16 protein-coding genes are annotated in these 21920 nt (G+C 40.2%); 14 read left to right on the forward strand and 2 right to left on the reverse strand.

Annotation, left to right across the window (positions count from 1 at the left end; translation table 11 throughout):
- Positions 1-18: 18 nt before the first annotated feature.
- Positions 19-717 (reverse strand): GntR family transcriptional regulator, encoded by a 699-nt coding sequence (locus HMPREF9957_RS10640; protein ID WP_000936191.1) that lies wholly within the window; start codon positions 715-717, stop codon positions 19-21.
- A gap of 246 nt (positions 718-963) precedes the next feature.
- Here HMPREF9957_RS10640 and guaA point away from each other — a divergent pair, with 246 nt between their 5' ends.
- From guaA to HMPREF9957_RS10695, 11 genes are all read left to right on the forward strand, one after another.
- Positions 964-2526 carry a glutamine-hydrolyzing GMP synthase gene (guaA, locus tag HMPREF9957_RS10645; RefSeq protein WP_000065709.1) on the forward strand — a complete coding sequence of 521 codons (1563 nt, stop codon included), beginning with the start codon at positions 964-966 and terminating at the stop codon, positions 2524-2526.
- A 539-nt stretch (positions 2527-3065) separates the two neighbouring features.
- Positions 3066-9068, forward strand: coding sequence for a collagen-flanked surface repeat-containing protein (locus HMPREF9957_RS10650; RefSeq protein WP_004242573.1), 6003 nt, complete (start codon positions 3066-3068; stop codon positions 9066-9068).
- 443 nt (positions 9069-9511) lie between these two features.
- Positions 9512-10798, forward strand: coding sequence for a peptidase U32 family protein (locus HMPREF9957_RS10655; RefSeq protein ID WP_000169104.1), 1287 nt, complete (start codon positions 9512-9514; stop codon positions 10796-10798).
- Positions 10799-11110: 312 nt separating this feature from the next.
- Complete coding sequence (locus HMPREF9957_RS10660; RefSeq protein WP_001054557.1) at positions 11111-11311, forward strand: F0F1 ATP synthase subunit C; 201 nt, start codon at positions 11111-11113, stop codon at positions 11309-11311.
- 32 nt (positions 11312-11343) lie between these two features.
- Positions 11344-12057, forward strand: a complete 714-nt coding sequence (gene atpB, locus HMPREF9957_RS10665; RefSeq protein WP_000392863.1) for a F0F1 ATP synthase subunit A — start codon at positions 11344-11346, stop codon at positions 12055-12057.
- A 13-nt stretch (positions 12058-12070) separates the two neighbouring features.
- On the forward strand, positions 12071-12565 hold the full coding sequence (gene atpF, locus HMPREF9957_RS10670; protein ID WP_000558549.1) for a F0F1 ATP synthase subunit B: 495 nt from the start codon (positions 12071-12073) through the stop codon (positions 12563-12565).
- A complete protein-coding gene (locus tag HMPREF9957_RS10675; RefSeq protein WP_000359033.1) occupies positions 12565-13101 on the forward strand; it encodes a F0F1 ATP synthase subunit delta in 537 nt (178 codons plus the stop codon). Before atpF ends, HMPREF9957_RS10675 begins: the two co-directional genes overlap by 1 nt.
- Positions 13102-13115: 14 nt before the next feature.
- Positions 13116-14621 (forward strand): F0F1 ATP synthase subunit alpha, encoded by a 1506-nt coding sequence (gene atpA, locus HMPREF9957_RS10680; protein WP_000996629.1) that lies wholly within the window; start codon positions 13116-13118, stop codon positions 14619-14621.
- A gap of 15 nt (positions 14622-14636) precedes the next feature.
- Positions 14637-15515, forward strand: a complete 879-nt coding sequence (locus tag HMPREF9957_RS10685; protein WP_000301222.1) for a F0F1 ATP synthase subunit gamma — start codon at positions 14637-14639, stop codon at positions 15513-15515.
- 191 nt (positions 15516-15706) lie between these two features.
- On the forward strand, positions 15707-17113 hold the full coding sequence (atpD, locus tag HMPREF9957_RS10690; RefSeq protein ID WP_000094360.1) for a F0F1 ATP synthase subunit beta: 1407 nt from the start codon (positions 15707-15709) through the stop codon (positions 17111-17113).
- 10 nt (positions 17114-17123) lie between these two features.
- Positions 17124-17543 (forward strand): F0F1 ATP synthase subunit epsilon, encoded by a 420-nt coding sequence (locus HMPREF9957_RS10695; RefSeq protein WP_000068042.1) that lies wholly within the window; start codon positions 17124-17126, stop codon positions 17541-17543.
- A gap of 44 nt (positions 17544-17587) precedes the next feature.
- On the opposite strand, the gene HMPREF9957_RS10700 is transcribed toward HMPREF9957_RS10695, so the two are convergent.
- The gene (locus tag HMPREF9957_RS10700) at positions 17588-18601 is read right to left on the reverse strand and encodes a lactonase family protein (protein ID WP_000665629.1); all 1014 of its coding nucleotides are present in this window, start codon (positions 18599-18601) and stop codon (positions 17588-17590) included.
- A 144-nt stretch (positions 18602-18745) separates the two neighbouring features.
- Between HMPREF9957_RS10700 and HMPREF9957_RS10705 the strand changes: the two genes are divergently transcribed.
- The 3 genes from HMPREF9957_RS10705 (at position 18746) to HMPREF9957_RS10715 (ending at position 21918) form a co-directional block, all read left to right on the forward strand.
- Positions 18746-19912 carry an AI-2E family transporter gene (locus HMPREF9957_RS10705; RefSeq protein ID WP_000435448.1) on the forward strand — a complete coding sequence of 389 codons (1167 nt, stop codon included), beginning with the start codon at positions 18746-18748 and terminating at the stop codon, positions 19910-19912.
- Positions 19902-21131 carry a tetratricopeptide repeat protein gene (locus HMPREF9957_RS10710; protein ID WP_001065967.1) on the forward strand — a complete coding sequence of 410 codons (1230 nt, stop codon included), beginning with the start codon at positions 19902-19904 and terminating at the stop codon, positions 21129-21131. The genes HMPREF9957_RS10705 and HMPREF9957_RS10710 overlap by 11 nt, the downstream gene beginning before the upstream one ends.
- 145 nt (positions 21132-21276) lie before the next feature.
- A complete protein-coding gene (locus HMPREF9957_RS10715; protein WP_000120826.1) occupies positions 21277-21918 on the forward strand; it encodes an amino acid ABC transporter permease in 642 nt (213 codons plus the stop codon).
- Positions 21919-21920: the final 2 nt, after the last annotated feature.

Raw genomic sequence — 21920 nt, forward strand, 5'->3', positions numbered from 1 at the left:
GAGTTTTTGGGTAGTAATCTAATTGTTTTCAAGATAAAATTCAAAACGTTCGCCTACATACTGACTTTTTACGTATTCAAAAGCAGTACCATCCTCTAGGTAGGAAACCTGAGTCAAACCAAGAATAGCATGTCCTTTTTCAACTTCCAAATAGTGGGCAATTTTTTCTTTAGCGAGGCGAGCATAAATAGTCTGCTGTGATTTACCGATGCGGTAGCCGTGTTTTTGCAAGGTTTGGAAGAAATGACTGGTGATTTCTTCTTTTTTAAAGTCCTTAATGAATTTTTCAGGAATAGAAGCAACTTCATAAACCAGAGGAACTTGATCCGCATAGCGAACCCGCTCCATTCGGATAATATTCTCGGTAGGAGAAATTCCTAGTTTAGCAACTTCCTGCTCATTGGGAATGGTTTTTCTGTAGGAAATGAGTTGGCTAGAGGGTACTTTACCTTGGGACTTAACAATTTCAGTAAAACTGGTTGTCCCTCTCATCTTTTCTTGTACACGTGTACTGGATACAAAGGTGCCACTTCCTACACGGCGCTCTAAAACGCCTTCTTCGACTAATAGAGATACAGCTTGGCGAAGGGTCATGCGACTGACTGCAAACTGCTCTGCTAAATCTCGTTCACTGGGAAGTCTCTCACCAATGGCCCAACGATGTTCGTCAATATCCTTTTTAATCTGATCATGGATTTTCATATAAGCAGGTAGCATATTTTTCACTTCATTTCTATCTTTTCTCTATTGTACCCCAATAAACTAGAAAAAGTCAAACTTCGCCTTGTTTATACTCTTCGAAAATCTCTTCAAACCACGTCAGCGTCGCCTTACCGTACTCAAGTACAGCCTGCGGCTAGCTTCCTAGTTTGCTCTTTGATTTTCATTGAGTATTAGTTGGTAATTCGGCCTTATTTGTGATAGAATATTGGAAAAAGATATTTCTTTTGAGAAAGGAAAAAGATGAGCAACATATCAACTGATTTGCAAGATGTAGAAAAAATCATCGTGCTGGACTATGGTAGCCAATATAACCAGCTGATTTCACGCCGTATCCGTGAGATTGGCGTTTTTTCAGAACTAAAGAGCCATAAAATTTCAGCTGCTGAAGTTCGTGAAATCAATCCTGTAGGAATTATCCTATCAGGTGGTCCAAACTCTGTATACGAAGATGGTTCATTTGATATTGACCCAGAAATCTTCGAACTCGGAATTCCTATTTTGGGAATTTGTTATGGTATGCAGTTATTGACCCATAAACTTGGAGGAAAAGTTGTCCCTGCAGGTGACGCTGGGAATCGTGAATACGGTCAATCAACCCTAACTCACACACCATCAGCGCTTTTTGAATCAACACCTGATGAACAGACTGTTTTGATGAGCCATGGTGATGCGGTTACTGAAATTCCTGCTGACTTTGTTCGTACTGGAACATCAGCTGACTGCCCTTATGCAGCCATTGAAAACCCAGATAAACACATTTACGGTATCCAATTCCACCCTGAAGTTCGCCATTCTATATACGGAAATGATATCCTTCGTAACTTTGCCCTTAACATTTGTAAGGCTAAAGGCGATTGGTCAATGGATAACTTCATTGATATGCAGATCCAAAAAATTCGTGAAACCGTCGGTGATAAACGTGTCCTTCTTGGTCTATCAGGTGGTGTTGACTCTTCAGTTGTTGGAGTTCTTCTCCAAAAAGCGATTGGCGATCAATTGATCTGTATCTTCGTAGACCACGGTCTTCTTCGTAAAGGAGAAGCGGACCAAGTTATGGACATGCTTGGTGGTAAGTTTGGTTTGAATATCGTCAAAGCAGACGCTGCTAAACGTTTCCTTGACAAACTTGCTGGCGTTTCTGACCCTGAACAAAAACGTAAAATCATCGGTAACGAGTTTGTCTATGTATTCGATGACGAAGCAAGCAAGCTCAAAGATGTGAAATTCCTTGCTCAAGGAACTCTTTATACAGATGTTATCGAGTCTGGTACGGATACAGCTCAAACTATCAAGTCACACCATAACGTGGGTGGTCTTCCAGAAGACATGCAGTTTGAATTGATCGAACCACTCAACACTCTCTATAAAGACGAAGTTCGTGCCCTTGGTACGGAGCTTGGTATGCCAGACCACATCGTATGGCGCCAACCATTCCCAGGACCAGGCCTTGCTATCCGTGTCATGGGTGAAATTACTGAAGAGAAGCTAGAAACTGTTCGTGAATCAGATGCTATCCTTCGTGAAGAAATTGCCAAAGCTGGTCTTGACCGCGATATCTGGCAATACTTCACTGTTAACACAGGCGTTCGTTCAGTTGGTGTTATGGGTGACGGTCGTACGTATGACTACACAATTGCAATCCGTGCCATCACCTCTATTGATGGTATGACAGCTGACTTTGCAAAGATTCCTTGGGATGTCCTTCAAAAAATCTCAGTACGTATCGTAAACGAAGTGGATCATGTTAACCGTATCGTCTACGATATCACAAGTAAACCACCTGCAACAGTTGAGTGGGAATAATAGATAAGAGTAACTTAGGCTAAGAATCCTTGATTTAACAGCATTAAGATAATAAAACTCCATAAAATCTGTAGTGGCTAAGATCCATTTCAGATTTTATGGAGTCTTTTTGTTTACTATCAAGCGTGAAATGAAGTTGCTACTCAGTAAATGGAAAATAGCAGAACTTTCACCCTACAATAATTGTGAAGTGGACTTTGTCTATCTCTGAATCTAGAAATTGAAATTTGTACTAAAAATGTTGTATTTCACAAAGAACTCCCAATATTTCATGGGGGGGGTAAATATGCGTATAGCAAGAACAAATACTTAATAAAATGAATAGTTATTATTTTTGTGTATTTTATTTTGTGATAAATTTATTATTAGTGGTTATTTCTACTTTTGCTGTGAAAGAAAACAGTGGATATCTGTTGATTTATATTCAGAAAGTATTAAAATAGTAAAACAGGCTATAATATACACAATTGCTTATGATTTAGTATATGTTTATTATTGTTTGATAAAAGAACTCAAAAAAATAATAAGGGAGAGTAGAAGTGAAATTTGAAAAACGTCAAAAGTTTGCCATTAGGAAATTCAGTGTCGGTGTGGCATCTGTTTTGATTGGGCAATTCTTTATTGGTGCTGTAGCCAATGCGCCAGTCGTACGCGCCAGTGAAGTGATAGGTGTCCATACGGAAAAGCAAAACGACCCAGATGCTGAAGTAGCTCAACCAAAGGTAGAAGCAGCTACTGTAGACACTGATAAAAATCAAGTTGTTCCTAGACCTGAGTCAGATCCATCGGCAGAAAAACCAGTTGTAACTCAACCGTCAGTTGAAACAAGCATTTCAAATTCAGAAAAAGCAGTTTCTACAGAAAAGGATCCAAAAGTCCAGCCAGAAATGCTGCCAAAAGAAGTGGCAGAGACTGTTCATAAAGAATCCGATAAAAAACCGTTAGTAGAGGCTCCTCTGACGAAACTGGAGGAAAAGGAAGAGGTTACAAATCCTGACAAGGACCAGTTGGGAACAACAATCACTGAAGCAGAAGTAGTAACGAAGGAAGCCGAAAAATACCTGAGCGGTCTAACAGACTCCAATCAAAAAGCTGCCATCGAAGAAGCCTTGCGTCGCTCCAACCAACTTCTAACAGAGGCCAGAACTTCTTTCAAGTCAATAGATGCTTCAAATGCAGCCTTTGAAACAGCTCGGACCAATCTAGCAGACGCTATTGAGGCAGTCTGGAACCAACTCAAAAAGATGGGGCATTCAGGAAATCTTAGTTATATGTTGGATGCAGAGACGACGAGTCAACCAGCTGTGCTAATTCCGACAACAGGGTCAAAAACGGTTTACTCCTACGGAGCAACAACTGCACCTAAAGTCGAGTTTGATATTTCTACCAATCTTGCACCATACTATAATTCTAATTCTAGTCTATATAATAGTGTTGAACGCGGTTCAACTTTGAATGAAGATGCTCAAAAATTAGGTTTAAAGATTATAGAAAAATCGACTACGAATCCTTCAGGGAATAGTGACTGGATTCTCGCCCTATCTGGAAATGTTCCAACTACGGTAGAGCCTGGTACTTACAATGTTGGCTTCACTTATAACAATCAAACCTATACGACAACAGTTACAGTCAAGCCTGCTGAAGGTGTTCCATATATGAACTATCCGTATATGACCTTGGAGCGGTATTTTGGGGATGAAAGGACTCGTGCTGACCGCAATTACAAATTTAAAAAAGATGGTTCTACAGTAGAATTGAAATATAAGGTGGGCTTGACAAATATCGAGCCTAATGAAATTGAACTAACCCCCGATGCGAAACGGTTAGGGTTTGTATTTAATGACGGTGGTAGAGATGAACGGTATCTGACCAAGACTGTCACCTTGGATAATACGATTCAAAGTGGAACCTATACGATCGGAGTTCAGTCCAAAGCAGATCCCTACACTAGGATCACAGCTAATCTAACGATAGAAGAACCACCTACTTATAAGCTGGTTGATGCTTATGGTCAGGGGAAAGAGAGAAATTCTGTTGACTACGATGAAGCTAGCCATACAGCTTATATGACAGTGACTCCATTTGGTTATTTTTTAAATTCTCCTAACAAAGCACAAACAATAGCGGATGCGACTCCAGATAGTCCTCAGTATACGTCTAACCTTTGGTTGTCTTTACCAGGTAGTAGAACTGAATATAATATTGTAGGTAATACTGCACCTGTAACCATCACTAAACTGGAGCAAACCGGAGCTAGTCCAGGTGTTAAGGTCGAGTTTATAAAAGATGGACCCGCAACAGCAGATAATGTATTTGTCTATACTAGTAATGGCAGACGTGATGTGTTAACGAATAATACTGGTGTAAGTTCCGACCTTACTGGCTATTATTACGAGAAAATATCACCCTATCGTTTAAACTTCAAAAATCTGCCAGCCAAAGCTGGAACCTATTTTCTTGATTTTCAAGTGACGGATAATCTTGGTCGAGTAACCAATCATCACTTAAATATTGTTACTAGGGAAGTATCACAAACAACACCAGATGGAAACACTCCAAGAGATGGTAATACTTATGCTGGAAATCATACTTTAACCAATGCTGATGTTATGTTTGATGCGGATAAGCTGTACCGTGTAACGAATCCAATTCCGGTAGCTGTGCCTATCTCGGATAAGGAACAGAATCTAGGAAACTTGGTATTGAATAAAGCAAATGCGACTTTAACGGTTGATAGTAAACCGGATGGGGTCGAGATTGTTCCAGATACTGAGGATCCGACCAAGTTTAAGATTATCAAACAAAATGGTCATACCTTGACTGCGGGTGTCCATACTATTACGGCTACAGCAAAGGATGGACACTTTGGAGCCAATGTCCCAGCTCGTACCTATAAGTTTGAAGTGATGGATGGGTTAAATCCTATTTCCAATCAAAGCTGGCAAGAAGGACAAGCTATCCCAACTATTCCTGTTTCGATGACAAATGGTAGTAAGATTACGAGTCTATCAGTTGAGGCTGATGGAGGCTATCTCTACCTAAGTCCTAATGCTGACAATACAGGTCTAACAGGTTATGCTTTAAAACATACAGATGCACCACAAACAGCGATTGTAACCGCTACTTATATCAATAATGAAGGTCAAAGTCGTCAGATTAAGACAAGCTTTACCTATACAGTTACCCCTCCACCAGTTTCTGATTTAACTTTATCTGTAACGAATGATAAGCAAACAGTTTCAGAAGGAACTAAATTTGCAGATATGCTTGTAACAGCAACTGAAGGAGCTACAGTTACAGTAGGAACACTGCCAGATGGTGTTTTGTATGATAGCAATAGCAAAACATTATCAGGTACTGGATTATATGAAGGGCATTATGTGATTCCAGTTACTGCTACTAAAGATGGGGCTTCCATTACTAAAGTAGTCGATTTGACCGTAACTCCAGGAAACTTCAATGTTCCAGAAGCTAGTTACACATTTACAGCAGGTGAAGCGATACCACCGATTACTCTTAAAATTCCTAAAAATGCGACAGTAAGTTACACAGGCGGCAGTTTACCAAATGGTTTAAATTGGTCTGCGGATAACAAAACTATAACAGGAACACCGACTCAAGTAGGGACCTTCCAAACATATGCTTATGTATACAGAACTGACAAATCGGGAAATAACCAATATGCCTATGCGTATGTCAATATTACAGTAAAAAGTGTTCCTTTAGACTTTTCAATTCCTGATAATACAAAAACAGTAAAAGCTTTAGATGAACTGCCACCGATTAATCTACAAGCAGATGGAGCGGTGTTATCGATAACTTCAGGCTCACTACCTCCAGGTGTAAATTATGATGCTGCGACGAAAACTGTTTTGGGAACTCCTACAAAAGTCGGAACGTATACAGCAACATTCACAGCGACAAGTCCAACTATTAGTGGAAATTCAACAGCAAGTGCAACATTAACGATTAATGTAACATCACGTGATTTAAGTGTTGGAGTTGAGAATAAGGAACAAGAGAAGACTGTTCTAACTGCTATAGACAATGTAGTTTTAACTCCTTCTGACAGTAAAGCAAGATTAGAAGTTGATACAAGTCAATTACCGCCAGGAGTTACCTATGATTCAGCTACAAGGACTATTTCTGGCACACCATCTAAAGTGGGAGAATACTTAATTCCATATAGAGCTACTTTCCCAGAAATGGCAGAATCTCCAGTAGATGGGGGACATATTAAAATTAATGTTCGCCCACTTCCGGTAAGTATTAATGTTACAGAAAAAGAGCAAACGATTCGTCTGGGTGAAACGATTAAAAATATGGTGGTTTCTCACAGTGAACATTCAGATTTAGGTGCTCGTTATTTAAGTGTGGATTTACCAGAAACAGACTTAGATTCTTATCTTGAATCAACTTCTGGTCTGCATTATGACAGTGCAAATCGTACAATTAGTGGAACTCCAACCAAGCTAGGTGTCTATAAAGTTCGTTTAAAAGCAACATTAGATTCTGAAACATTAGGTAAAGGTAGTGCGGAAGAGATTATCACTGTAACGGTAGTAGATGATCCAGTATCGTTAGACATTAAAAATGATCGTCAAATGATTGCACTAGGAAAAACAAGTCTTCGACCAATTACGTTCACAGTTCCAGATGGAGTTACACTTACTGTTGATACAACAAAACTTCCAAATGGTGTAACATATGATGAAACTGCTAAAACCATCTCTGGAACACCGACAGTAGCTGGAGCATTTGATATTCCAGTAACGGTGACAAATGCAGGTAAAACTAAATCAATTACCAAAGACATCACTATAGATGTTGTAGACTTAACGCCGGCTACACCAACTGTAACTGTGGCAGAAAACAATGATGGAACGCATACAATTACTATTTCACAACCAGGTGGACAACCAGTATCAACCGTTATTAAGAATGGTAAAGATGGTGAGACTCCAAAAGTTAAAGTAGATCGTGATGAAACTAAGAAAGAAACGACACTAACGTTCTATAGTGACAAGAATGCCAATAATCAGTTTGACGAAGGAACAGATACAGTTCTAGGCACATCCGTGATTAAAGATGGACAAGACGGAGCAGCCGGACCAAAAGGTGAAAAAGGTGAAACTGGAGTAGCTGGTCCAAAAGGTGACAAGGGTGACCAAGGTATTCAAGGTGAACGTGGGCAAGATGGAGCTCAAGGTTTACCAGGACAAAACGGCAGAGACGGAAAAGATATCCTAAATGGCACAAGTACACCAACAGCTCAAGATGGTAAAGATGGGGACACATTCATCAATACAACAACAGGAGATGTACTTGTTAAGAAAGATGGAGAATGGAAACCAGCAGGAAATATCAAGGGAGCAAAAGGTGAAAAAGGTGAAACTGGAGTAGCCGGCCGTGACGGAAAAGACGGCTTTACACCAGAAGTAAGTGTAGTGACAAATACAGATGGAAGTCATACAATTTCAATTACTCAACCAGATGGTAAAGAACCAATTGCAACAACGGTTAAAAATGGAGAAAACGGAAAAGATGGACGTTCTCCAAGAATTGAACTAAAACCAATTTATCCTGCACAACCTCGAAGCGCTAGAAGAGCAAGAAGTGTGGATGAAGATCGTGCAACTACTCAACCAGCAACGGAGCCAATTGGCGTTCATATTACAGTTTATTACGATAATGATAATACTTTGACCTATACTGCTGGAGATACTTTGATTAGTGAGGAAGATATCTATAACGGAGTAGATGGCCGTGACGGTCGTAATGGTATTGATGGTAAATCAGCGATAATTGAAACAAGAGAAAACTCTGATGGAAGCCATACAATTATTATTACCAACCCAGATGGATCAAAACGTGAGATTGTAGTGAAAAATGGCCAAGACGGTAAATCTCCTACAATTGAAACGAAAGAGAATGCAGATGGAAGTCATACAATTGTCATCACAAATCCAGATGGAACAAAACAAGAAATTGTAGTGAAAAATGGTAAAGACGGAAAAGATGGACGTGATGGTAAGGATGGAACATGTAATTGTGCTGTGAATCCAACCCCTGTACAACCAGGAAATACTGGAACAACACCACCAGAACAACCGAAACCAGAATCAGGAAGAATTACACCACCATCAGACAAACCGGTTAAGCCGGAATCAAAACCGAATCCGAAACCAGAAACCGGCAAACCAAACACTCCGGGTTCAAGTACTCCAAATACGGGAACGCCAGAAACCGGAACACCAGACACTCCAGGAGCAGTTACTCCAAATACAGGGAAGCCAGGAACAGGTGCACCAGAAACAGGCATCCCAAGTACAAATAATCAAACTGTACTTGATTCACATACCTCTGACACTGTAGAGATTCCAAACGCAGTTCCAGTAACATCTGAGCCAAATACTCAAATCTCAGATTATGGAACTTCTGGAATGTTACCGAATACTGGAAGCCAAACAGATGTCATTTCAATTCTTTTAGGAAGTGGAATCTTGCTTACTCTTTATGTAGCCAAAAGAAAAGAAGACTAGAAGCTAAATTTTTCGCTCTTAGTTTATCAAAAGTGAGAATAGAGTATAGAAGGTGCAAATCCCTCAGATGCTTACTTGCTTTTAATGGTTTAAGATAGTTAATTATGGTTGCCAGATTGTAGGTGTTCCATAATAGGAAAATTGTTATAAGAGCTAATCCTCCGATATGCTAGATGAAAGTAGTGTATCGGAGGATATTTTTAGCTTCTCCTTGCTGTACGCCTAGCTACCTTGTTTGCTCTTTGATTTTTATTGAGTATAAATTTTTCACGAGATGATGATGTGAGAAGTTTGCTATAAGTAAAAGCTTTTAGAACTCTGTTATCTAAAGTCTAAAAGATTAGAATTGTCAAAACAATCTGTCTAGGCTTGATTTTATCGCTTATTTACTATAAAATGAGAAGGAAAAACGTCAAACTTTTATATTGCAAATAGGAGAAAACATGACAAAAACATTAAAACGTCCTGAGGTTTTATCACCTGCAGGGACTTTAGAGAAGTTAAAAGTAGCTGTTCAATATGGAGCAGATGCTGTCTTTATCGGTGGTCAGGCCTATGGTCTTCGTAGCCGTGCAGGTAACTTTACCTTTGAACAGATGGAAGAAGGCGTCCAGTTTGCTGCCAAGTACGGTGCCAAAGTCTATGTAGCTGCCAATATGGTTATGCACGAAGGAAATGAAGCTGGTGCTGGTGAGTGGTTCCGTAAACTACGTGATATCGGAATCGCTGCAGTTATCGTGTCTGACCCAGCCTTGATTATGATTGCAGCGACTGAAGCGCCTGGTCTTGAAATCCATCTTTCCACTCAAGCAAGTGCCACTAACTATGAAACCCTTGAGTTCTGGAAAGAACTGGGCTTGACTCGTGTCGTTTTGGCGCGTGAGGTTTCAATGGAAGAATTGGCAGAAATCCGCAAACGTACAGATGTTGAGATTGAAGCCTTTGTTCACGGAGCCATGTGTATTTCTTACTCTGGTCGTTGTACTCTTTCAAACCACATGAGTATGCGTGATGCTAACCGTGGTGGTTGCTCTCAATCTTGCCGTTGGAAATACGACCTTTACGATATGCCATTTGGTCAAGAACGCAAGAGCTTGAAAGGTGAAATTCCAGAAGAATTTTCGATGTCAGCCGTTGACATGTCTATGATTGACCATATCCCAGATATGATTGAAAATGGTGTGGACAGTCTAAAAATCGAAGGACGTATGAAGTCTATTCACTATGTATCAACAGTAACCAACTGCTATAAGGCAGCTGTGGATGCTTATCTTGAAAGTCCTGAAAAGTTTGAATCTATCAAACAAGACTTGGTGGACGAGATGTGGAAGGTTGCCCAACGTGAATTGGCAACAGGTTTCTACTACGGTACACCATCTGAAAATGAGCAGTTGTTTGGTGCGCGTCGTAAAATTCCTGAGTATAAGTTTGTCGCTGAAGTGGTTTCTTATGATGATGCGACTCAAACGGCAACCATTCGTCAACGGAATGTCATCAACGAAGGCGATCAAGTTGAGTTTTATGGTCCAGGTTTCCGTCATTTTGAAACGTATATCGAAGATTTGCACGATGCCAAAGGCAATAAAATCGACCGCGCCCCAAATCCAATGGAACTCTTGACTATTAAGGTGCCTCAACCTGTTCAAGCAGGAGACATGGTTCGTGCATTAAAAGAAGGACTCATCAATCTCTATAAAGAAGATGGAACCAGCGTCACAGTTCGTGCTTAATAAGCAAGCAGGATATGAAAGATTTCTAGTTGTTTTCCCTTTAATCCTGCTCACTAAAAGAAAAGAAGTAAAGAAAATATATCAATTTCGTCCGAGATTTCATCTCGGATTTTTTCATTATTTTTCAGAAAGACCTAGATAATGGTCGGATTTATTACAAGTTTTTTCCAATTTTTTCTATATAATGAGCTCAAAAATAGTAAAATTGTAAATAATTTCCATTAAACGCTTTCAATGTTGGTAAAAAGTTGACAAATCCAATTTTTAGGACTAAACTAAGTAAGTAAATTTTAATTAAAAGGAGAATTCATCATGAATTTAACATTTTTTGGTCTATGTCTTGCCTGTATGGGTGTATCTCTTGGTGAAGGGTTATTGATGAATGGTTTGTTGAAATCAGTAGCTCGCCAACCAGATATTATCGCTGAGTTTCGTAGCTTGATGTTTTTAGGGGTTGCCTTTATTGAAGGAACTTTCTTCGTAACTCTTGTCTTCTCATTTATTATTAAATAACGAAATATAAATTGGAGAAGGGAGAATGTTAGATGGAAGAAAGTATCAATCCAACCATCAATATTGGTCCTGTTACCTTTGATTTAACTTTGACAGCCTTGACTTTGCTGTCTGTGTTTCTGATTTTTGCATTTATCTATTGGGCAAGTCGTAATATGACCTTGAAACCCAAAGGTAAACAAAATGTACTAGAGTATCTCTATGATTTTGTAATTGGATTTACAGAACCTAACCTTGGTTCCCACTACATGAAAGATTACTCACTCTTTTACTTATGCTTATTTCTTTTTATGGTCATCGCCAATAATCTTGGTTTGATGGCTAAACTTCAAACAACAGATGGGACAAACCTTTGGACATCGCCAACTGCAAATCTTTCATTTGACCTTGTCTTGTCTTTCTGTATTATTGTGATGGCGCACATTGAGGGGATTCGTCGTCGTGGGATTAAACAATACCTAAAAGGTTTTGTAACTCCTGCATTTATGACACCGATGAATCTACTTGAAGAAGTCACGAATTTCCTTTCTCTTGCTTTGCGGATTTTTGGGAATATCTTTGCAGGTGAAGTAATGACAAGCTTGCTTCTCTTACTTTCACATCAGGCTATTTTTTGGTATCCAATCGCATTTGGGACAAACTTAGTTTGGACTGCATTTTCCGTGTTCATTTCTTGTGTACAGGCCTATGTCTTTACACTATTATCCTCTATGTACCTAGGAAATAAAATTAATGATGAAGAGTAGAAAGGAGTAACTGATGCACGTAACAGTAGGTGAATTAATTGGTAATTTTATTTTAATCGCTGGCTCTTTTATCCTTTTGCTAGTCTTGATTAAAAAATTTGCATGGTCTAATATTACAGGCATTTTCGAAGAAAGAGCTGAAAAAATTGCTTCAGATATTGACAGAGCTGAAGAAGCACGTCAAAAAGCAGAAGTATTGGCTCAAAAACGCGAAGATGAATTGGCTGGTAGCCGTAAAGAAGCTAAGACAATCATTGAGAATGCGAAAGAAACAGCTGAGAAAAGTAAGGCTAGTATTTTAGCAGATGCTAAACTAGAAGCAGGACGCTTAAAAGAAAAAGCAAACCAAGAAATTGCTCAAAACAAAGCTGAAGCTTTACAAAGCGTTAAGGGTGAGGTAGCAGATTTGACTATCAGCTTAGCTGGTAAAATCATCTCACAAAACCTTGACGGTCATGCCCATAAAGAACTCATTGATCAGTATATCGATCAGCTAGGAGAAGCTTAATGGACAAGAAAACAGTAAAGGTAATTGAAAAATACAGCATGCCTTTTGTCCAATTGGTACTTGAAAAAGGAGAAGAAGACCGTATCTTTTCAGACTTGACTCAAATCAAGCAAGTTGCTGAAGAAACAGGTTTACCTTCTTTTTTAAAAAAAGTGGCAGTAGACGAGTCTGATAAGGAAAAAACAATTGCTTTCTTCCAAGACTCTGTGTCACCTTTATTGCAAAACTTGATCCAGGTTCTGGCTTACAATCACAGAGCAAATCTTTTTTATGATGTGCTTGTAGATTGCTTGGACCGACTTGAAAAAGAAACAAATCGATTTGAAGTCACGATTACTTCTGCTCATCCTCTAACTGATGAACAAAAGAGTCGTTTGCTCCCTTTGATTGAGAAAAAAATGTCTCTGAAAGTAAGGAGTGTAAAAGAACAAATCGATGAAAGTCTTATTGGTGGTTTTGTCATTTTTGCCAATCACAAGACAATTGATGTGAGTATTAAACAACAACTTAAAGTTGTTAAAGAAAATTTGAAATAGAAAGTGGTGTTCTTTTGGCAATTAACGCACAAGAAATCAGCGCTTTAATTAAGCAACAAATTGAAAATTTCAAACCCAATTTTGATGTGACTGAAACAGGTGTTGTAACCTATATCGGGGACGGTATCGCGCGTGCTCACGGTCTTGAAAATGCCATGAGTGGAGAGTTGTTGATTTTTGAAAACGGCTCTTATGGTATGGCTCAAAACTTGGAGTCAACAGACGTCGGTATTATCATCCTAGGTGACTTTACAGATATCCGTGAAGGCGATACAATCCGCCGTACAGGTAAAATCATGGAAGTCCCTGTAGGTGAAAGTCTGATTGGTCGTGTTGTGGACCCACTCGGTCGTCCAGTTGACGGTCTTGGAGAAATCCACACCGATAAAACTCGTCCAGTAGAAGCGCCAGCTCCTGGTGTTATGCAACGTAAGTCTGTATCAGAACCATTGCAAACTGGTTTGAAAGCTATTGACGCCCTTGTACCGATTGGTCGTGGTCAACGTGAGTTGATTATCGGTGACCGTCAGACAGGGAAAACAACCATTGCGATTGATACAATCCTGAACCAAAAAGGTCAAGATATGATCTGTATCTACGTAGCGATTGGACAAAAAGAATCAACAGTTCGTACTCAAGTAGAAACACTTCGTCAGTACGGTGCCTTGGACTACACAATCGTTGTGACAGCTTCTGCTTCACAACCATCTCCATTGCTCTTCCTAGCTCCTTATGCTGGGGTTGCCATGGCGGAAGAATTTATGTACCAAGGGAAGCATGTTTTGATTGTATACGATGATCTATCAAAACAAGCGGTAGCCTATCGTGAACTGTCTCTCTTGCTTCGTCGTCCTCCAGGTCGTGAAGCCTTCCCAGGGGATGTTTTCTATCTTCACAGCCGTTTGCTTGAGCGCTCAGCTAAAGTTTCTGATGAGCTTGGTGGTGGTTCAATTACAGCCCTACCATTTATCGAGACACAAGCAGGAGATATCTCAGCCTATATCGCAACCAACGTGATTTCTATCACTGATGGACAAATCTTCCTTGGTGATGGTCTTTTCAATGCGGGTATTCGTCCAGCCATTGATGCGGGTTCATCTGTATCTCGTGTAGGTGGTTCTGCACAAATCAAAGCCATGAAGAAGGTTGCTGGTACACTTCGTATCGACCTTGCTTCATACCGTGAGTTGGAAGCCTTCACTAAATTTGGTTCTGACTTGGATGCGGCAACACAGGCTAAGTTGAACCGCGGTCGTCGTACAGTTGAGGTCTTGAAACAACCTGTTCACAAACCATTACCTGTTGAGAAACAAGTAACCATTCTTTATGCTTTGACACATGGTTTCTTGGATACTGTTCCAGTAGATGATATTGTTCGTTTCGAGGAAGAGTTCCATGCCTTCTTTGACGCTCAACATCCAGAGATTTTGGAAACCATTCGTGATACAAAAGACTTGCCAGAAGAAGCAGTCTTGGATGCTGCGATTACAGAGTTTCTCAATCAAACCAGCTTCCAATAAGAATAGAGGTGTCAGATGGCAGTATCTCTAAATGATATTAAAACAAAAATCGCCTCAACAAAAAATACGAGTCAAATCACTAATGCCATGCAAATGGTATCGGCTGCTAAGCTAGGTCGCTCTGAAGAAGCAGCTCGTAACTTCCAAGTTTATGCTCAGAAGGTTCGCAAACTTTTGACAGATATTCTTCATGGTAATGGAGCTGGTGGTTCAACTAATCCCATGTTGATTAGCCGTCCTGTGAAGAAGACAGGCTATATCGTCATCACTTCAGATCGCGGTTTGGTTGGAGGTTATAATTCTTCTATTCTGAAAGCTGTTATGGAGTTGAAGGAAGAATACCACCCAGACGGTACAGGTTTTGAAATGATCTGTATCGGTGGAATGGGAGCTGATTTCTTTAAAGCTCGTGGTATTCAACCACTTTATGAACTACGTGGCTTGGCAGACCAACCTAGCTTTGATCAAGTTCGTAAGATCATTTCAAAAACTGTTGAAATGTACCAAAATGAACTCTTTGATGAGCTTTATGTTTGCTACAACCACCATGTCAATACGCTAACCAGTCAAATGCGTGTGGAACAAATGCTTCCGATTGTTGACTTGGATCCCAATGAAGCGGATGAAGACTACAGCTTGACTTTTGAATTGGAAACCAGCCGAGAAGAAATTTTGGAGCAGTTGTTGCCTCAGTTTGCAGAAAGTATGATTTACGGTGCTATTATCGATGCCAAGACAGCTGAAAATGCTGCCGGTATGACAGCCATGCAAACAGCGACTGATAATGCTAAGAAAGTCATCAATGATTTGACAATTCAGTATAACCGTGCCAGACAGGCGGCGATTACACAAGAAATTACAGAAATCGTAGCAGGAGCTAGTGCCTTAGAATAAGCACTAGTCCAGCTCGTATGAAAATGAACTTATACTCAATGAAAATCAAAGAGCAAACTAGGAAGCTAGCCGCAGGCTGTACTTGAGTACGGTAAGGCGACGCTGACGTGGTTTGAATTTGATTTGCGAAGAGTATTAGGACCTAGTTGAGCTAGGAACCGACAGTATCTTATATAGAATAGGAGAAGGAGATGAGTTCAGGTAAAATTGCTCAGGTTATCGGTCCCGTTGTAGACGTCTTGTTTGCAGCAGGGGAAAAACTTCCTGAGATTAACAATGCACTTGTCGTCTACAAAAATGACGAAAGAAAAACAAAAATCGTCCTTGAAGTAGCCTTAGAGTTGGGAGATGGTATGGTTCGTACTATCGCCATGGAATCAACAGATGGTTTGACTCGTGGAATGGAAGTATTGGACACAGGTCGTCCAATCTCTGTACCAGTAGGTAAAGAAACTTTGGGACGTGTCTTCAATGTTTTGGGAGATACTATTGACTTGGAAGCTCCTTTTACAGAAGACGCAGAGCGTCAGCCAATTCATAAGAAAGCTCCAACTTTTGATGAATTGTCTACCTCTTCTGAAATCCTTGAAACAGGGATTAAGGTTATCGACCTTCTTGCCCCTTACCTTAAAGGTGGTAAAGTTGGACTCTTCGGTGGTGCCGGAGTTGGTAAAACCGTCTTAATCCAAGAATTGATTCACAACATTGCCCAAGAACACGGTGGTATTTCAGTATTTACTGGTGTTGGGGAACGTACTCGTGAGGGGAACGACCTTTACTGGGAAATGAAAGAATCAGGCGTTATCGAGAAAACAGCCATGGTATTTGGTCAGATGAATGAGCCGCCAGGAGCACGTATGCGTGTTGCCCTTACTGGTTTGACAATCGCTGAATACTTCCGTGATGTGGAAGGCCAAGACGTGCTTCTCTTTATCGATAATATCTTCCGTTTCACTCAGGCTGGTTCAGAGGTATCTGCCCTTTTGGGTCGTATGCCATCAGCCGTTGGTTACCAACCAACACTTGCTACGGAAATGGGTCAATTGCAAGAACGTATCACATCAACTAAGAAGGGTTCTGTAACCTCTATCCAGGCTATCTATGTGCCAGCGGATGACTATACTGACCCAGCGCCAGCAACAGCTTTTGCTCACTTGGATTCAACAACAAACTTGGAACGTAAGTTGGTACAATTGGGTATCTACCCTGCCGTTGACCCACTCGCTTCAAGTTCACGTGCCTTGGCACCTGAAATCGTTGGAGAAGAGCACTATGCAGTTGCTGCAGAAGTAAAACGCGTTCTTCAACGCTACCATGAATTGCAAGATATCATTGCTATCCTTGGTATGGATGAACTTTCTGATGAAGAAAAGACCTTGGTTGCTCGTGCCCGTCGTATCCAGTTCTTCTTGTCACAAAACTTTAACGTTGCGGAACAATTTACTGGTCAGCCAGGTTCTTATGTTCCAGTTGCTGAAACTGTACGTGGTTTTAAGGAAATCCTTGATGGTAAATACGACCACTTGCCAGAAGATGCCTTCCGTGGCGTAGGTTCTATCGAAGATGTGATTGCAAAAGCTGAAAAAATGGGATTTTAAGAGGTGATCTATGGCTCAGTTAACTGTCCAGATCGTGACACCAGATGGTCTCGTCTATGATCACCATGCCAGCTATGTATCGGTTCGAACTCTGGATGGTGAGATGGGGATCTTGCCACGACATGAAAATATGATTGCGGTTTTAGCAGTTGATGAAGTAAAGGTAAAACGTATTGATGATGAAGATCACGTGAACTGGATTGCAGTAAACGGAGGCGTTATTGAAATTGCCAATAATACCATCACAATCGTTGCGGATTCTGCAGAACGTGCTCGTGATATCGATATCAGTCGTGCAGAACGTGCCAAACTTCGTGCAGAACGTGCAATTGAAGAAGCACAAGACAAACACTTGATTGACCAAGAACGTCGTGCGAAGATTGCACTGCAACGTGCCATTAACCGTATTAATGTCGGAAATAGACTATAAGAAAAAAATGAACTTGAAAATCCAAGTTCATTTTTTATGTTTTCTTAAGGAGCAAAACGGATGCAGACTGCTTCGGGAACATGGAAGTCGTTGGAGAGTTCTGCTAGACGACCATTGTCACAATTACGTTTAAAGACAGTTGCATTGTCAGAGTCTTGGTGGACAGCAATGAGAAATTTTTGGTCTGGTGTCAAATCAAAATCCCGCGGAGTCTTACCATGTGTTGGAACGATTTCTAATAATTCTAAGCTACCGTCCGCAAGGATGGTATATACTGCGATAGAATCATGGCCACGGTTAGAAGCGTAGAGGTATTTACCGTCTTTAGAGAGACGAATAGCAGCGGTTCCATTAAAGCCTTCATAACCGTCTGGTAGAGTTGAAATAATTTGCATACGTTCAAATTCGCCAACGCCATCGTAGATTAGAACCTCGATAGTACTATTGAGTTCACAAATCAGATAAGCGATTTTATAGTGGTTATGGAAAATGATATGGCGTGAGCCTGCTCCAGGCTGGCTGTGATAGGTATAGAGCTTAGATAATTTCCCTTCTTGGTCAAGGTCATAGGTGATGACTTGGTCCGTTCCCAAGTCGCAGGTCACTAGATAGTGGTCAGGTGTTAAATCTGTAAAGTGAACGTGGGGAGAAGCTTGATCTTCGTGTGGACCTTGGCCACTGTGTTGATCCACATCACTAAGTAGAAGACTACCATCTTCCTGACGTTTATAAACAAGGACCTGTCCTTTATGGTAGTTGGCTGCATAGACCAAATCACGCTTTTCATCAACAGCAACATAACAGTGGGGGGCTCCCTCCTCAACAACATGATTTAACAAAGTCCCGTCAGTTTGATAGGCTGCAATTCCCCCCATGTCATCCTGACTACCAACAGTGTATAAATGTTGGTGTTGGTCAAAGGCAAGGTAGGTTGGACTTGGCTCAGCTGCAAAAAGTTCTAGATTTGAAAGCTGACCAGTTTCTGTATCAAAGTCTGCCTTGTATATCCCTTGGGAAGTACGACGTGTGTAAGTTCCAAAATAAACAGTTTCTTTCATAACTTTACCTCTATAATAAAGATAAGACTATTATATCACAAAAACAAGCTAAATAAAGACATCCAATTAGATGTAAGCACTTTAAAAAAGAGTTATTTTGGTCTAAAAATGGTATAATGAAAGGACGACAGAAAGGAATTATTTATGGAGCAAAAAGAGAAACATTTTAGCCTATCTTGGTTTTTTAAGTGGTTTTTAGATAACAAGGCAATTACGGTATTTTTAGTAACCTTATTATTGGGACTGAATCTTTTTATTTTAAGTAAGATTAGTTTTCTATTTTCACCTGTTTTAGACTTTTTAGCAGTTGTGATGTTGCCAGTCATTCTGTCTGGTTTGTTATATTATTTGTTGAATCCTATTGTTGATTGGATGGAAAAACACAAAGTCAATCGCGTCATAGCCATCAGCATTGTCTTTGTCATCATAGCTCTCTTTATCATTTGGGGCTTGGCAGTCGCCATTCCAAATCTGCAACGTCAGGTTTTGACATTTGCAAGAAACGTTCCTGTTTACTTAGAAGATATAGATAGGATTGTTAATGGATTGGTAGCCCAGCACCTGCCAGATGATTTCAGACCTCAGTTAGAGCAGGTTTTGACAAACTTCTCTAGCCAGGCTACAGTTTGGGCAAGTAAGGTTTCATCTCAGGCAGTCAACTGGGTGAGCGCCTTTATTAGCGGGGCTTCTCAAGTGATTGTTGCCTTGATTATCGTTCCTTTTATGCTCTTTTATCTCTTGCGTGATGGGAAAGGCTTGCGTAACTATTTGACCCAATTTATGCCAAGAAAATTGAAAGAACCTGTAGGACAAGTTTTATCAGATGTGAATCAACAGTTGTCCAACTATGTTCGAGGGCAAGTGACAGTAGCTATTATTGTAGCAGTAATGTTTATCATCTTCTTCAAGATTATTGGTCTACGCTATGCGGTTACGCTGGGTGTTACTGCTGGTATTTTAAATCTGGTTCCTTATCTTGGTAGCTTCCTAGCCATGCTTCCTGCCCTAGTATTGGGCTTGATTGCTGGACCAGTCATGCTTTTGAAAGTAGTGATTGTCTTTATCGTAGAACAAACTATTGAAGGCCGTTTTGTCTCTCCATTGATTTTGGGAAGTCAATTAAACATCCATCCTATTAATGTTCTCTTTGTTTTGTTAACTTCAGGATCCATGTTTGGTATCTGGGGAGTTTTACTCGGTATTCCGGTTTATGCCTCTGCTAAAGTTGTCATTTCAGCGATTTTTGAATGGTATAAGGTAGTCAGTGGTCTATATGAATTAGAGGGCGAGGAAGTCAAGAGTGAACAATAGTCAACAGATGTTACAGGCTTTGGAGGAGCAAGATTTAACTAAGGCTGAGTATTATTTCGCCGAAGCTTTAGAAAATGATTCAAGTGACCTTCTTTATGAGTTAGCCACCTATCTAGAAGGAATTGGTTTTTATCCTCAGGCCAAGGAAATTTATCTGAAAATTGTAGAGGATTTTCCAGAGGTTCATCTTAATCTAGCAGCCATTGCTAGCGAGGATGGTCAAATCGAAGAAGCTTTTGTTTACCTAGAGGAAATCCAACCTGACAGTGACTGGTATGTTTCGGCTTTGGCTCTGAAGGCGGACCTTTATCAGCTGGAAGGTTTGACAGATGTGGCGCGTGAGAAATTGTTAGAGGCCTTGACTTACTCAGAAGATCCTCTCTTGATATTGGGCTTGGCAGAGTTGGATAGTGAGTTGGAAAATTACCAAGAGGCCATTCAAGGCTATGCCCAGTTAGATAATCGCTCGATTTATGAGCAAACGGGCATTTCTACCTATCAACGGATTGGCTTTGCCTATGCTCAGTTAGGGAAATTTGAAACAGCTACAGAGTTTTTAGAAAAAGCTCTGGAGTTAGAATATGATGATTTAACAGCTTTTGAGTTGGCCAGTCTTTACTTTGATCAAGAAGAATATCAAAAAGCTGTCCTCTACTTTAAGCAGCTTGATACTATTTCTCCTGACTTTGAAGGATATGAGTATGGGTATAGTCAGGCCTTACATAAAGAACATCAAGTTCAAGATGCTCTGCGTATCGCTAAGCAAGGCTTGGAGAAAAATCCCTTTGAAACTCGCCTTTTGCTGGCTGCTTCACAATTTTCTTATGAATTGCATGATGCTAGTGGTGCAGAAAATTACCTCCTTACTGCTAAAGAAGATGCTGAGGATACGGAAGAAATCTTACTCCGTCTAGCAACTATTTATCTGGAGCAGGAGCGTTATGAGGATATTCTAGACTTGCAAAGTGAGGAGCCAGAAAATCTCTTGACCAAATGGATGATTGCTCGTTCCTATCAAGAAATAGATGATTTGGATACTGCCTATGAGCTTTACCAAGAGTTGGCAGGAGATTTAAAAGACAATCCAGAGTTTCTGGAACACTATATCTATCTCTTACGTGAATTGGGCTACTTTGAGGAAGCAAAAGTCCATGCTCACGCTTACTTAAAACTGGTTCCAGATGATGTGCAAATGCAAGAACTGTTTGAGAGATTGTAAGAATGTTTAAACATATAGAACTGTAGTTTATCTCTTTTGATAGCTACGGTTTTTATTTGTATATGATAGAATTTTTTTACAAAAATAGTTGGTTATTTAGTTTATTTATGCTATAATAGGAGCAATTATTTTTAGGAGGTGCAGTATGTCTTATTTATTTGAGATATTACCGAGTTTACTGAATGGTGCGAGCACGACTGTACAGGTCTTTGCACTGGTCTTGCTATTTTCGATTCCTTTGGGCGTTTTGATTGCCTTTGCCTTGCAAGTCCATTGGAAGCCCCTCCATTATCTGATTAACATTTACATCTGGGTTATGCGAGGAACCCCCTTACTCTTGCAATTGATATTTATTTATTATGTGCTCCCAAGTATTGGAATTCGTCTGGATCGCCTTCCTGCAGCTATCATTGCCTTTGTTCTCAACTATGCAGCTTACTTTGCTGAAATCTTCCGTGGCGGAATTGATACCATTCCTAAAGGACAATATGAGGCTGCAAAGGTCTTGAAGTTTAGTCCTTTTGACACAGTTCGCTATATTATCTTGCCTCAGGTAACCAAGATTGTTCTCCCTAGTGTCTTTAATGAAGTTATGAGTTTGGTCAAGGATACTTCTTTGGTCTATGCTCTCGGAATTTCAGACCTTATCTTGGCTAGTCGAACAGCTGCTAACCGCGATGCTAGTCTGGTTCCTATGTTCTTGGCAGGAGCCATTTACTTGATTTTAATTGGGATTGTGACAATTATTTCCAAAAAAGTTGAGAAGAAGTATAGTTATTATAGATAGGA

Origin of the sequence: Streptococcus mitis SK1080 (assembly GCF_000220085.1) — a bacterium.
Taxonomy (GTDB): Bacteria; Bacillota; Bacilli; order Lactobacillales; family Streptococcaceae; genus Streptococcus; species Streptococcus mitis_K.